9 protein-coding genes and 1 pseudogene are annotated in these 15,372 nt (G+C 38.4%); all 10 read left to right on the top strand.

The window, feature by feature from the left end; translation table 11 throughout:
- The coding region (locus KFO40_RS11210; protein ID WP_211146376.1) for a glutaminase domain-containing protein at positions 1-145 on the top strand (145 nt) is incomplete at its 5' end.
- Positions 146-212: 67 nt separating this feature from the next.
- Entirely contained in the window at positions 213-2,015 is a 1,803-nt protein-coding gene (locus KFO40_RS11215; RefSeq protein ID WP_225450165.1) for a family 43 glycosylhydrolase, read from the top strand.
- 72 nt (positions 2,016-2,087) lie between these two features.
- A complete protein-coding gene (locus KFO40_RS11220) occupies positions 2,088-3,638 on the top strand; it encodes an IPT/TIG domain-containing protein (RefSeq protein ID WP_211146366.1) in 1,551 nt (516 codons plus the stop codon).
- Positions 3,639-3,651: 13 nt separating this feature from the next.
- Positions 3,652-6,777 (top strand): SusC/RagA family TonB-linked outer membrane protein, encoded by a 3,126-nt coding sequence (locus KFO40_RS11225; protein WP_008024168.1) that lies wholly within the window; start codon positions 3,652-3,654, stop codon positions 6,775-6,777.
- 12 nt (positions 6,778-6,789) lie between these two features.
- Positions 6,790-8,841: a RagB/SusD family nutrient uptake outer membrane protein gene (locus tag KFO40_RS11230; RefSeq protein ID WP_008024166.1), complete on the top strand. Its 2,052-nt coding sequence runs from the start codon at positions 6,790-6,792 to the stop codon at positions 8,839-8,841.
- A 17-nt stretch (positions 8,842-8,858) separates the two neighbouring features.
- Positions 8,859-9,884 (top strand): DUF4973 domain-containing protein, encoded by a 1,026-nt coding sequence (locus tag KFO40_RS11235; protein ID WP_008024164.1) that lies wholly within the window; start codon positions 8,859-8,861, stop codon positions 9,882-9,884.
- A gap of 98 nt (positions 9,885-9,982) precedes the next feature.
- Entirely contained in the window at positions 9,983-11,455 is a 1,473-nt protein-coding gene (locus tag KFO40_RS11240; RefSeq protein ID WP_248005578.1) for a glycoside hydrolase family 76 protein, read from the top strand.
- 362 nt (positions 11,456-11,817) lie between these two features.
- Positions 11,818-12,975: an ATP-binding protein gene (locus tag KFO40_RS11245; RefSeq protein WP_049701665.1), complete on the top strand. Its 1,158-nt coding sequence runs from the start codon at positions 11,818-11,820 to the stop codon at positions 12,973-12,975.
- Positions 12,976-13,249: 274 nt separating this feature from the next.
- A pseudogene (locus KFO40_RS11250) lies at positions 13,250-13,858 on the top strand (glutaminase domain-containing protein); the annotation flags it as partial.
- A gap of 18 nt (positions 13,859-13,876) precedes the next feature.
- Complete coding sequence (locus tag KFO40_RS11255; protein WP_004298154.1) at positions 13,877-15,361, top strand: IPT/TIG domain-containing protein; 1,485 nt, start codon at positions 13,877-13,879, stop codon at positions 15,359-15,361.
- Positions 15,362-15,372 lie beyond the last annotated feature (11 nt).

Raw genomic sequence — 15,372 nt, forward strand, 5'->3', positions numbered from 1 at the left:
ATATATTAACGAGACAGTATCTCGTGTACCTATCAGTGACTGGCATCATACTGATAGTGGTAAGTGGGTTGGCTTCAAAGCACGCTCCGTGATTGGAGGATACTGGATGCAAGTGTTAATGAATAAATTGAGTGGTAGCAAGTAATTTTCTATTAGGGAGTGATATTATGTGTAACTTATCTACTGTATCAATTCTTCGATGGAATCTAGTAATGCTATTGAGCACACTATTCTGGTTTTCCTGTTCGACAAGCGATAATAATGAAGAGTCGAATGGAAAAGAAGGAGATGAGACTAATGTATCTGTGTATTTACAACAGAATGGATTCCAGAATTTGAATCTAGTGCCCGACCAGAATTTCGTTTCATACAATGTGCTTGTTTGCAAGAGTACCCTTTTGAATGGAGAGATATCTGTTCGATTGAAAACTTGGAGTGACAGTGAATTGAAAGCTTATAATTCTAACAATGGAACAAACTTTCAACTGCTTCCAGAAGATCTTTATCAGCTAGAGGAAATGTTAACACTGAAAGCGAATGAGAAACAAAAAAGTATAGAAATTCAATTTCATTCCTCTGAAATCTTCTCAAGATGGAAGAGGGAAAAAACTAATTATGTACTCCCTCTTCGGTTAGAAAGTGCATCGGTTAGCGCTCAAGAAAACAAAAGAAATTTACTTCTTACGATAGATGTCCAAGCAGCTATTGTCAAGTTGGAGAGTATTAGCGGAGAAATACTATTAAACCAAGAAAAAGTAGAAGTAGACATTAAATCTTATTATGATTTTAGTGGCACAAACCAGAGTACATTTCATTGTACGTTAAGTGTTGCACCAGAGGCTGTACAGTTGGTAAATGATTATAATGCAGCTCATGGAACATCTTATGAGTTGCTACCTGATGACTCGTATACTCTTGGTGGATTGACTTATTCTGCAGGGAATAATCAAGCTTCTACGAAATTAACTATTCAATCAACCAAACTACATCCTACGTACTATCTACTTCCTCTGTGTCTAACGAATGCCGATAGCGAAACAGTGTTAATAGATAAGTCTGTCCGGATATTGACATTAGTGCGTGGTTATTGCAATCCGATTATTGCTTTTAGCGCACCAGATCCTACAGTAATTCGTGCCCAAGATGGTTATTTCTATCTCTATGGAACAGAGAATACTCGAAATGTTCCTATTTATCGTTCCAAAGATTTGGTGAATTGGGAGTATAAGGGTACAGCTTTCACGGATGCTACTCGCCCCACTTGGGGTGGCGACCACAATATTTGGGCACCAGAGATACGTTATTTCAATAATCATTATGTGCTTTATTATTCATGGGCTATATGGGGAGATGAGTGGAGAAGTAATGTAGGAGTTGCTGTGTCAGACTCTCCTCTAGGACCATTTATAGACAAAGGGTGTTTGATCGACTCGAAAGTGATTGGGGTACAAAATTCCATTGACCAGTTCTTTTATGAAGACAATGGCAAAAAATATATGTTTTGGGGAAGTTTTCGGGGTATCTATGCTACAGAACTCACGGATAATGGTCTGGAAATAAAGAAAAAAACGGATGGAACCCCAGTCCTGAAGAAGCGTATTTGTGGAAATCGTTTTGAAGGGACCAACATATACAAACGTGGAGAATATTATTACTTGTTTGCTTCCATAGGAACTTGTTGTAATGGAGCAACCAGTACATATCAAACTGTGGTAGGGCGTTCAAAGAATGTGCTTGGACCTTATTTAGATAAGACAGGAAGGGATATGTTGTATGATTATTGTGAAATCATTATGAGTGGCAATGAAACCTGGGCAGGACCTGGACATAACTCCATTCTGATTCAGGATGATGTAGGAACTGACTGGATCATTTACCACGGTTACAAGAAGAAAGAAGCCGAAAACGGAAGATATGTTTTAATGGATAAACTGATTTGGAGTAACGATGGATGGCCTTCCGTCAAGAGTAACGCACCTTCCATCTTGGAAGTGGCACCCTACTTTCAGAAATAAATATCCTATACAGAAAAACAAGTAATACTTATTGCTTATGCGATTTTATTAACATATTTAATCTAATTTATTATGAAACAAAAAGTAATGAAAGCCTGTTTGGGCATTTTATGGGGAATGTTTACATTGACCACTTTTCTATTACAGAGTTGCGATAATGGAAAAGAAGTCACTCCGGCTCAAGGAAGTGGTGGCAGTCCCTTTAATCCGCAGCTTCCTATTAGTGTCAAGGAAATCAGTCCGACTAATGGTGCTGCAGGTCAGAAGGTTCTTATTCATGGAGAAAACTTCGGCAATGACCCGTCTCTGATAGAAGTCACTATCGGCGGACAGAAGGCGCCTGTGGTCAACGTACAATCAACTGTCATATATTGTATTGTACCAACGAAGGCTTATTCGGGTGAAATCCAGGTAACTATCAAACAAGGAGAAGAAATCTATTCAGCCGAGGTAGCCGAAATTAAGTTTGAATATCAACGCCAAGTGGTGGTAAGTTCCTTGTGTGGTGCAACTAGTGAGCAAGGTTCCAATTCAGCAAAAGATGGTCCGTTTAATGATTGTGGCTCCATTACGAATCCCTGTTTTATGACTTGGGACCCGGAGGACCATAATTTGCTATATGATGCAGAAGACGCAGGGGACGCTGAAGGTGTAGGACAAGGTATTCGTTGTTTTGACTTCACAAACAAGCAGGTCTATACAATGATTCCCAAGAACTCATTTGTAGGCTCACAGCGTTGCCGAACCATTGATTTCTATAAAGATGACAATGGAAAATATCACATGATTGTAGGATTAGCGCAAGGAAATGTTAATAGTACGGCTGTTATGATGTTCGATCGAATTGAAGGAGGAACGAAGCCGTGTGGGTTCACGTGGGGCAATGGAAGGGTGATCGCACAGAACCAAGGATGCCAAGCTGCTGCAATACATCCTACTACTGGCGACCTCTACTTCTCCAATTACCAGAACAGTCTGCTTTATCGGGTAAAGAAATATGTTATAGAGGAATTTGCAACAGGAAAGAGAACAACCCCTGTCAGACCTGGTACAGCAGATGATGCCGCTCAGACAATATTAAAAGTGCAAGACAAAGAATGGGAGTTCAATATTATGATTCATCCAACTGGTAAATATGCTTATTTCATGGTCATCAATCGCAATTATATTCTTCGCTCAGATTTCAATGGGGAAACCTTTACCGCTCCCTATGTCATTGCAGGTGTTAATAGTAACAAAGACACTTATGTTTATCAGGATGGGGTCGGTAATCAGGCTCGATTCGGTAATCCCTACTCTGGTGTATTTGTAAAGAACCCAGAATATGCCGGAAATTCGGATGAATATGACTTCTATTTGACAGACAGGCATAATCATGCCATTCGTATCTTGTCTCCTTTGGGTCAAGTGACTACCTATGCCGGACGTGGTAGCGCTAGTTTGAATTCAAACCCATGGGGGTATGCAAATGGCCGCTTACGAGAAGATGCACGTTTTAACCGGCCTAAAGGAATTGCGTGGGATGAGCGTGATAATACGATATATGTGGGAGACGCCAACAACTATCGAATCAGAAAGATTGGCCTTGAAGAAGATGTGCCTGAAGAAGATATTAATGAATAAACACCGTATAAAAATGAAAAAAATAACAATTTTATGTATACTGTTGCTATGTGTAGTAACCGACACAATGGCTCAGAAAACTGTTACTGTATCGGGTATTGTTTCTGACAGTAATAAGGAACCGCTTATTGGTGTGAATATTATCGTCAAGGATGTTCCCGGATTAGGAGCCATTACTGATATCAACGGGAAATATACCATTAAAGTAGAACCTTATAACCGACTGGTCTTCTCATATATTGGATATAAGACACAAGAAGTATTGATTAAGGAACAGCGTTCGGTCAATATAAAAATGGAAGAAGATGTAGCTACTACTATTGATGAGGTTGTAATCACAGGTACCGGTGCACAACGTAAATTGGTACAAACCGGTGCCATCACTACAGTAGACATGGAACATCTGATGGCTAATCCGTCGTCTAGTGTTGTTAATGCTTTGGCAGGTAACGTTGCAGGTGTATTAGCCCGCCAGACTTCCGGTCAACCAGGACAAAATGTTTCAGAATTCTGGATTCGCGGTATTTCCACATTTGGGGCTGGAACCGGTGCTTATATTTTAGTAGATGGGTTCGAACGTAGCATGGATGAAATCAACATTGAGGATATTCAAGACTTTTCTATCTTGAAAGATGCTTCCGCTACTGCAATATACGGTTCTAAAGGAGCTAATGGCGTTGTATTGATTAACACTAAACATGGTAAATCCGGGAAAATCAAGATCGACATAAAGGCACAAACCACCTACAACATGCGCACTATTACACCTGAATTTGAAGACGGGATTTCGTATGCAAACCTATTGAATGAGTCACGAATTACACGCAATTATGAACCTGTATATCAACCGGAGGAACTGGAGATTCTAAAAAACGGATTAGACCCAGATCTCTATCCGAATGTGGATTGGATGGATTTATTGTTGAGGAAAGGCTCATGGCAACACCGCGTTAACCTGAATTTAAGCGGTGGTGGTTCTACTGCACGGTATTACGCCTCTATTAGTTACCTTGATGAAGAAGGCATGTACAACACTGATAAAGCGTTGAAAGACGATTACAACACTAATGCAAACTATCGTCGTTACAACTATCGTCTGAATACAGATATTGATATCACGAAAACTACACTATTAAAGTTAGGTGTATCCGGTTGGTTATCTAAGAGAAACAGTCCGGGACTGGGTGATGCAGATGTATGGGGTGAACTTTTTGGCTATACCGCCATTCGTACTCCTTTACTTTATTCCAACGGTCGTGTTCCGGCAGTAGGTACAGGCAACAAAACAAACCCATGGGTAGCAGCTACACAGACTGGATTCAATGAAAACTGGGAAAATGTGATTCAGACAAATATTACGTTGGAACAGAATTTGAAGTTTATCACCAAAGGTCTGAAATTTGTTGGACGCTTCGGCTATGATACCTATAATAACAATCACATCAATCGTCGTAAATGGCCTGAGCAATGGAGTGCCGAACGTTCACGCGATGAAAATGGAAATTTGGTATTCAAGAAAATTTCGGACAGTAGCAATATGCATCAAGAAAGTGGTTCTAGCGGTAACCGTCGTGAATTTTTAGATATGATGCTTAATTGGGAACGCGGTTTTAAGGCACATCATCTCAATGCTACGTTGAAATACACACAGGACTCGTACATCAAAACACAAGACTTAGGTGATGATCTGAAAAATGGTGTCAACAGACGTAATCAAGGATTGGCAGGGCGAATTGCGTATAACTGGAACTATCGATATTTCGTAGATTTCAACTTCGGCTATAATGGTTCGGAGAATTTCGCAAAAGGGCATCGCTTCGGTTTCTTCCCGGCATACTCTTTAGCATGGAACATTGCAGAAGAATCATTTATCAAAAAGAATTGGAAATGGATGGGTATGTTCAAAGTGCGTTTCTCTTATGGTAAAGTAGGTAATGATAAGATTCGTCATAACAATGCAGATGTACGTTTCCCTTATCTGTACGCAATTGGCGAAGGCAATAGTTATGATTGGGCAAACTACGGTAGTTCTTATGGATTCACAGGATTAACTTACACAGAACTAGCTTCCGACCAAGTTAGTTGGGAAGTGGCAACGAAGAAAGACCTGGGAGTAGATTTGGCTTTGTTTGATGATAAATTCAAATTGACAGTTGATTACTTTGATGAAAGTCGTAGCGGAATTTTCATGCAACGCCAGTATTTGCCTGGCATGATTGGCCTGCAAGGAAAGAGTCCTTTTGCAAATGTCGGTAAAGTAAATTCCAAGGGATTCGATGGCAATTTCTCTTTCAAACAGAGGTTCAATCAGGTAAGTTTGACAGTACGTGGTAATATGACTTACAGCAAAAATGAGATTATTGAAAGAGACGAAGCTAACAATGTATATCCCTATCAAATGCAAAAGGGCTATCGAGTGAACCAGAATAAAGGATTGATTGCATTAGGACTGTTCAAGGATTACGATGATATTCGCAATAGTCCTACTCAAAAGTATGGTCCTGTAATGCCCGGTGATATTAAATACAAAGATGTAAATGGTGATGGTGTAGTGGATGACAACGATATTGTAGCAGTAGGAGCTACTAATCGTCCGAATCTGATTTATGGTCTTGGACTTTCTGTTAAATGGAAAGGACTTGATGTCAATTTGCATTTTCAAGGCGCGGGCAAGTCGCAGTTTTTCTTGTCCGGGAAATGTATCAGAGCTTTCAGCGAAGGGCAATGGGGTAATATTATTAAAGGAACTTTGGATAATCGCTGGGTAGATGCGGATACTGCCGAGAAATTAGGTATTGCAGCCAACGAGGATCCCAATGCTACTTTCCCCCGCCTAAGTTACACAGACCAAGGAAATGGAAATACAACGATTTATGCTTATACTAATAACTACCGCAACTCTACTTACTGGTTGCGTGACGGTTCCTACGTACGTCTGAAAACGGTTGATATTGGCTACACACTTCCCAAAGCACTGGTTAACAAAATACATTTTAATAATGTACGTATTTTCTTGACTGGAACCAATTTACTTACATGGTCTAGTTTCAAACTCTGGGACCCGGAGATGGGTAGCAATAATGGAGAGAAATATCCATTGTCCAAATCCGTAACGTTAGGTTTGAGCGTTAACTTATAAATGATTAATGATATGAAAAAAATATATATACTATTAGTCGCAATTTTTGCGATCAGTTCCACTTCTTGTTCCGATTATTTGGATTCTGATTACATTTTTGAGGATAGAGAAACAATTGATAAAGTTTTTACCGACTATAAAAAAACAGAACAATGGTTGGCACAGGCGTATACCTATTTGTTGGGACAATGTTGTGATGTTGCAAGTAAACGTAATACACCTTTTGTGTTTGATGATTGCATGTATTATGGCGATGATGATGTTACAGTGGATGCAACCAAAGGCGGTGCTTTATCTTATAATAAATTCCGTGAAGGAGCATACGATGAAAACACTTTCCAAGATACTTGGAACCGTTGTTATAATGGTATTCGACAGGCTTCTATTTTCATCCAGTATGCAGATATGAGCATTGAGCATAGTGCGGAGGAAATCATTGACCTCAAAGCACAAGCCCGCTTTGTTCGTGCCTATTACTATTGGTTGTTACTCCGGAAGTATGGTCCTATTCCACTGGTTCCAGATGAGGGTTTTGATTACAATCAGTCATACGAAGATTTGGAACTTCCCCGCAATACATACGATGAATGTGTAGATTATATCGCTAAAGAGATGGTCTTGGCAGCACAGGGTTTACCTTTGAAAAGAGACCAGCTTTCCATTACCCGTCCTACTCGCGGTGCCGCCTTAGCTACCCGTGCTTTGGCAATGCTTTATGCTGCAAGTCCGCTAATGAATGGCAACGATGATGCGTATGCACAGCAAATGACCAACCGTGACGGGAAACGTTTATTAAATCCTGTATACGACAACAGTAAATGGGCTAAAGCAGCAGCTGCTTGCAAAGATGTGATGGGACTAGGCGTTTACCATATTTATACAGCCGATTTCCGGTCGACTCATTCTATTGCTTTTCCTGCTACCATCGCTCCTCCGATTCACCCGGAATATAGTTATAAAAATTTTCCAGAAGGTTGGCAGAATATTGATCCGTTCGAATCTTATCGTTCTCTATTCAACGGACAGGTAACTGCTATGGACAATCCTGAATTGATTTTTACTCGTGGAAAAAATATTTCCGGTGAACGCATCAAAGATATGGTCATTCATCAATTGCCCACTGTAGCTAAAGGATGGAATACGCACGGCGCCACCATGAAACAGGTAGATGCCTATTATATGAGCGATGGTACTGACTGTCCGGGAATGAACTCTGAATATGCAGGTACTCCAGCTTATCAAGGACGCATAGATACTCGCCCTCGCGCAACTGGTTATACAACAAATAATACAGATCACAAACCGCTTCCAAATGGAGTATCTTTGCAATATGCTGAACGTGAACCACGTTTCTATGCGTCCATTGCTTATAATGGTATGTACTGGCATCTAGGTAATGAACCAGAAGTTCAGAATCAAGATCAACAAGTATTCTATTATCGCGGAGATGGAAATGGTTATGCAAATAGTATGTTCTGGTTGCGCACCGGCATTGGGGTAGCTAAGTATGTGCATCCTGATGATACCTATTATAATAGCGATGCAGCCAAGGTAAAAGATAAAGATGAACCAGCTATTCGATATGCTGATATCCTGCTGATGTATGCAGAAGCTTTGAATGAATTGACTGCTAGTTATGAAGTTCCTTCTTGGGATGGCTCCATCACTTACACAATCAGCCGCAACGTAGAAGATATGCGTACAGGTATAAAACCAATACGCATGCGTGCCGGGGTGCCCGATTATGATGCAGATACATATAGTAACCCGATTAAATTTCGCATCAAACTAAAACGCGAACGTCAGATTGAGCTCTTTGCTGAAGGAAAACGCTACTATGATCTTCGACGCTGGAAAGATGCGGAAGTAGAGGAAGCAATGCCTGTTTACGGTTGTTATACATTTATGAGTAATGCCAATAAAGACCTGTTCCACACACCGGTTCCTATATCAAATCTTTCTGCTACTTTCTCACCGAAAATGTATTTTTGGCCCATCAAGCACAGTGAACTGAAACGAAATAAACTTCTGACCCAAAACCCGGGATGGACCTACAATGATTAATCTAAAAAAACTAGAATATGAAACTGAAAAATATCTTATTATATCTGTTACCCATAGCCGGCTTATGTAGTTCGTGCAATGATGAATGGGAAAATGAACAGTTTACACATTATATATCATTTAAAGCTCCCATTAACAGTGATGGTGTGTCTCGAATCAATGTACGCTATAGATCTGGTAATGAAAAGACGACATTTCAGTTACCAATCATTGTGAGCGGATCTACCACCAATGAACGTAACATTACAGTACATGTTGGTTTGGATACAGATACCTTAAAAGTACTAAACCAAGAACGCTTCAATAATCGTACCGACTTGTACTATCAAGTATTGCCAAAAAAATTCTACTCTCATTCAGAAACGGTGCAGATCAATGCCGGGCAAGATGTAGCATTAATGCCTATCGACTTTTCAATGGAGGGCATCGACTTATCAGACAAATGGGTATTACCATTGACTATCGAAGAATCACCTGATGGAAACTATACCCCAAACTATCGAAAGCACTATCGGAAGGCATTGCTTCGTGTGATGCCATTCAATGATTATTCAGGAAATTATAGTGCTGTAAATTACAAAACATATTTGAATGGTTCAGAAACAGATGCACCATACGTGAAAAATTATGTCATGATGTATGTAGTTGACGATGAAACGTTATTCTTCTATGCAGGTTTATTTGATGAAACTCGTCAAGACAGGAAAGGGTATCGGATTAAAGCAAAATTCAACAATAATGGAACAGTAACGCTTTCTCCGGCAGATCCAAATAATAAAATGCAGTTTGCGCTCGGTAAAGATGATTTTAATAATGAGATCACTGCTTCTTACAGTATCACGGAGTCAATGGACGCTATCCGTCCCTACTTAATGCACCGAACCATTATTATCAATAATATCAACTATACGTTCAAAGACTATACAACGATTCCCGGTGTCGAAACTGAATTTCATGTAATGGGTTCGTTGACATTAGAACGTCAAATCAATACTCAAATTCCGGATGAAGACCAAGCTATCGAATGGGAAGAAGGAAATTAAAGGTTGGTCAAAGAATAAATAAACTATAAATGGGGATTGTAAATGCTATGGATATTTGTAAATATCCATAGCATTTCAGTCGTTTATTATTAATCGCAATGAATAAATATGTATTGTTTTTAATTTTTATATTTTCATGTATTGCCTGTGGGGAAACAAATGAACAGGATACCAATACAATAGAGGGTAGCACCGATACTTCGCAAATAACTATTACACCAGTGACGAATTTGAAGGCTAAGATTACACAAAATCCCAATGAACTTTATCTAACATGGACGAATCCGATTACTGTGACCAATATGCTAGGGGTAGAGATCTATTATAAGCAGAAAGGTTCCAATGGCGAAAAAAGAGTGAATACGATTCAGAAAGGAGAAGGGTATTTACTCCGGTTGACATCCGCAGAGCCTTATTTCATATCTGTTGTTGTGGTGGATAACTACGGAAGAAAATCAGAAAGAGTTACCATTACTGCTATTCCATCGAATAAGGGAGTACCTTTGGCAGATAGTTGTACGTATGTACTTATTGAACAGTTTATGGATAAAACGAAAGGAACGTTTTGGGTATCCCCCCAAAATATATCTGGAAATTCGGCTAATACTTATATTTATTGGCAACAGGCTCATGCTATTGATGTGGTATTGTATTCTTATGAACGTATCAAAGATAATAATCCTATATTGGCTGCGACATATAAAGAATATTTTGAAAGATGGTTTCAAAATCATGGAAATAATTATCATCACGACAACAACGATCCTACAGGCTTTTCAAATCCATATACTGATGATATGTGTTGGATTGGTCTGACTTTATTGCGAATGTCAGAAGTGTTAGACGATAATAAGTTTGCCGATACAGCCAAGAGGTTGTATGACACTTACATTATTACACGAAAATGGACAGATGATAAAGGAACTGGACTTCCTTGGAATAATGAAAATAATTCTAATGGGCGAAGCCGGAATATATGTACCAATGCTCCCGGTGCTTTGATGGCTACCAAATTGTATAAAAAATACAATGAAGATAAGTATTTATCAGATGCTAAAATACTTCATAAATTTGCCTACGATAATAATTACTTAACATTGGGAGATGGTAGAATAGAGGAACCTCCTTTAACCTATACGCAAGGTACGTATGGAGAAGCAAGTAGGCAATTGTATCATATTACAAATGAAAAATATTATCTGACATGTGCAGAAAAAGTTATTAGCTATGTCACAACCAGTGATAGGTGCTTAACTAATGGCATTTTGCGTAATGAAGGTCCGTCTATGGACCAAAGCATCTTTAAAGCAGTTTTGATTCCTTATATAGTCAATTTGGCATTGGATGAAGCTGCTAATAGTACACTTAGGCAGAATCTGATTCTTTTCCTGCGAAAAAATGCAGAAACGTTGAGCGCAAACTTGACTCGTGGAACTTATCCGGAAATGTATTGTAACTATTATTGGGGATCCATATTTACTGGAAATATTGCTTCTATGGGCGCACAAGCAAGTGGAGCTTCTCTTTTGGAAGGTGTTCTCCGATTGAATACAGCACTAGAAAATAATTAGTCATAAGCATCACTGTTTAAAATGAAGCAATGCAACCTTAATTATTCATGCGAATCAGTTGTTGAATGTAAGTTCTTGTTTTTAAGAAATTCTTTGATGCTAAAATAGCTTTGATACGCTCCGTAGAACAGATAGAAGGTATATTATTGAATATAAGATAAATAATAAGCAGCTTGCCATTGTTTAAATCCAGCTCAATGACAGGCTGCTTAAATTATAATTACTTATAGTATGCTGCAGATATGATTATAAAAGATCTAATATAATCTAATATAAATAGAGAACTTTAAATTAAAAAACAGAGAAGTTTTGCAAATTCACTTTTAAAGATTAAATTTGCAAACAGTAAAATAAGAGCAGCAATGATAGAACGAATACTGAAATCCAAGCTAATTGAAATGGCAAATAAATATCCGATTGTTACATTGACAGGACCTAGACAATCTGGAAAATCAACATTATTGAGGAATTCCTTTCAGGACTATGAGTATGTGTCTTTGGAAGATCCTGATATGAGACTATTTGCTACAGATGATCCGAGAGGATTTCTTTCCACCTACCCGGATAAAACAATTATCGATGAAGTTCAAAGAGTTCCGTCACTTTTCTCTTATATCCAAACGCATACCGATAAAGAGAATAAAGAAGGTATGTATATGCTGGCCGGATCTCATAACTTCTTATTAATGGAAAGTGTGAATCAATCATTAGCTGGACGTACGGCAGTACTCAAGCTACTACCGTTTTCGCATTATGAAATGGAAAAAGGAGAAATATTGCCATCCAGTGTAAATGAAGAAGTTTTTAAGGGAGCTTATCCACGTATTTATGATAAAGCTATAAATCCGGATGATTATTATCCTTTCTATATACAAACATATGTAGAAAGAGATGTGAGATTATTACGTAATATTGGGGATCTAAGTAAATTTATTAAATTCCTCAAATTATGTGCAGGTCGCATAGGGCAATTATTAAATCTTTCATCATTAGCAAATGAATGTGGAATTTCTGTCACAGCAGCTACTAACTGGTTATCTATATTAGAAGCAAGTTATATCTGTTATTTACTGAAACCTGATTATAACAATTATGCCAAACGATTGGTAAAAACTCCTAAGTTATATTTTTATGATACAGGGCTAGCCTGTTCTTTACTTGACATACAAAATGCAGAACAAATAACTACTCATTTTTTACGTGGAGGATTGTTTGAAAATCTTGTCATCAATGAATTTGTAAAAGAATCCTATAATAGAGGTGTTGAACCGGGATTATCATTTTGGCGTGATAGTACTGGCAATGAGGTTGACTTATTAAGAATGGTTGGCGGGAAACAGTATGCCTATGAAATCAAATCAGGAGCAACTTATTCACCGGATTTCTTTAAAGGTATTTCAAAATGGGCTAAACTATCTAATACTCCAACGGAACAATGTTTCGCGATTTATAATGGAGATAAGGATATAAAAACATCTGTCGGTCAAGTGAATGGATGGAATCATTTTAGTCTGTTTTAAACCGCCACTAATATATCATGTCTTTATTCCATCTTATTTGATCCCTGAAACTACATTTGGGGATATATTATTTCTTTATCATGCATGAACTGTTGATATTTTATTCTAAAATTAGAATTTGTTGAAACAATCTGGGATACCCCAAATCCTAGAAATAAATCATTTTTATAGACTACAAAAACACTCGAAAAACCAACTAATTACAACACAGAAACAAGACATGTTAGCTATACATATCTGATAATAAACTAAATAACTAAAAAAAACTTAGTCTGGACAGGACCCGGAAAACCAACTTTGCACGGATGACTTCGCCGGACATTGGGCTCATAATGCCAATCTTTCCGTGAAAGCGATCATGGGAGTGGCCGGATACAGTGAAATGGCTCGGATGCTCGGGTTGAATGATGTAGCTGAAAAATATGCTGTTATAGCTAAGAAAATGGCAGTGAAATGGGAAAAAATGGCGAATGAGGGTGATCATTACCGTTTGGCTTTTGACAGAAAGAACACTTGGAGTCAAAAATATAACATGGTTTGGGATAAGTTATGGAACCTGAATTTATTTCCTAACGATGTAATCGGAAAAGAAATAAACTATTACTTGACAAAGCAGAATCCTTACGGGCTTCCTCTGGACTCTCGTAAAGAATACACAAAATCCGACTGGATAATGTGGACGGCAGCTATGTCTCCGGATCAAGTAACCTTTGAAAAGTTCTCTGATCCTGTCTATAAATACATTAACGAGACCGTGTCACGTGTGCCTATCAGTGATTGGCACCATACCGACAGCGGTAAATGGGTAGGCTTCAGAGCGCGTTCGGTGATCGGAGGATACTGGATGAAAGTGTTAATGGATAAAGTTCAGAATAATCAATAATTTTAAATCTAGTGTATTATGAAATGTAAAACTATGAAACATGGGAACATAGGACTACAATGCATGATGTTGGCATTCATCTTTACAGTCTGTTTCAGCAGTTGTAAAGACGACAAAGATACAACTGCAGCCCCTTATGATCCAAGTCAACCAGTAGAGGTAACGGACTTTACCCCTAAATCAGGAGGAACAAAAGTACGTATGATTATTTATGGTAGTAATTTTGGCATTGATCCCTCTATTATTTCAGTTAGGGTAGGTGGAAAAGAAGCTAAGGTTATTAGTGTAGAAGGCAATTGTTTATATTGCATTACTCCAGACCAGTGTTATGAAGGTACGATAGAACTAACAGTCGGCGAAACCCCAACTGTAACTATACCACAGAAATATAAATATGTCCAACAGATGCTTGTCACTACTTTATGTGGCTATGTGGATGAACTAGGAAATGGAGAAATAAAAAAAGAAGGTCCATTTAATGATTGTGGAAAGATAGATTCTCCTACGTGGTTTTCATTTGATCCAAAATTTCCGAATCTTCTTTATTTAACCCAAGACAATGGTGATCAAGGTAAAAAGCCTATACGAATTTTAGATTTAGAAAGAGAATACATAACGACTGGATTGGCTGCCGGAAGTGATGGAGTAGGACGTTTTCGCAGTATTACCTGGACATTAGATGGTGATACAATGATAATTGCATGCTCAAAAGGAGATGTTAATGGTGCAAGTAACATCTTCATGACTCGCCAAGGTAACTTTTTGGATCAGAAACGATTGACTACCGGTAATGGATGCCAAGCTTCTGCTGTGCATCCCAGAAATGGAGAATTATATTATAATAACTTCGGAGAAGGTATGGTGATAAGATATGATTATCACAAGTGGGGAATAAACAATAATAAGGAACATCAAGAAAAGCTGTACGCTATTCAAGATATAGATTGGGAATTCAATTATATCATTCACCCATCCGGAAAGTATGCATATATAGTGGTAATAAACCGTCACTATATCCTCCGTGCAAACTATGATGAAGACAAGAAAACATTTACCAATCCGTATGTCGTATGCGGAGCACCAGGTCAAGCTGGCTATGATGATAAAATTGGAGCTAAGGCGCGATTAAGCAGACCCTACCAAGGAGTGTTTGTCAAGAATCCAGAGTATAAGGCAGCCGGAAAAGATGAAATTTACGATTTTTACTTTACTGATCGTGATAATCATTGTATTCGAAAGCTGACACCAGACGGAATTACTTCAACTTTTGCAGGACGAGGAAGCGTTGGTATGAATATACATGCCAATGGTTATGTAGATGGGGCATTACGCGAAGAGGCTCGTTTTGATTCTCCAGCCGCATTGGCATACGATGAAGTAAACAATATATTTTATGTGGGAGATGTAAATAATCATCGTATCCGTAAAATTGCTTTGGAAAAAATACCGGAAGACCTCATTAGAGACCAATCAGATAAAAGAATATCGGATGAAGTTAAATAATAACCGAATAA

Source organism: Bacteroides sp. 1001302B_160321_D4, from assembly GCF_015667765.1.
GTDB classification, from domain to species: domain Bacteria; phylum Bacteroidota; class Bacteroidia; order Bacteroidales; family Bacteroidaceae; genus Bacteroides; species Bacteroides xylanisolvens.

Excerpts from the sequence above, each read along its gene's own strand:
- KFO40_RS11255 (WP_004298154.1), top strand. The coding sequence starts at position 13,877 with ATGAAATGTAAAACTATGAAACATGGGAACATAGGACTACAATGCATG.
- KFO40_RS11230 (WP_008024166.1), top strand. The coding sequence starts at position 6,790 with ATGAAAAAAATATATATACTATTAGTCGCAATTTTTGCGATCAGTTCC.
- KFO40_RS11220 (WP_211146366.1), top strand. The coding sequence starts at position 2,088 with ATGAAACAAAAAGTAATGAAAGCCTGTTTGGGCATTTTATGGGGAATG.
- KFO40_RS11235 (WP_008024164.1), top strand. The coding sequence starts at position 8,859 with ATGAAACTGAAAAATATCTTATTATATCTGTTACCCATAGCCGGCTTA.
- KFO40_RS11240 (WP_248005578.1), top strand. The coding sequence starts at position 9,983 with ATGAATAAATATGTATTGTTTTTAATTTTTATATTTTCATGTATTGCC.
- KFO40_RS11245 (WP_049701665.1), top strand. The coding sequence starts at position 11,818 with ATGATAGAACGAATACTGAAATCCAAGCTAATTGAAATGGCAAATAAA.
- KFO40_RS11215 (WP_225450165.1), top strand. The coding sequence starts at position 213 with ATGCTATTGAGCACACTATTCTGGTTTTCCTGTTCGACAAGCGATAAT.
- KFO40_RS11225 (WP_008024168.1), top strand. The coding sequence starts at position 3,652 with ATGAAAAAAATAACAATTTTATGTATACTGTTGCTATGTGTAGTAACC.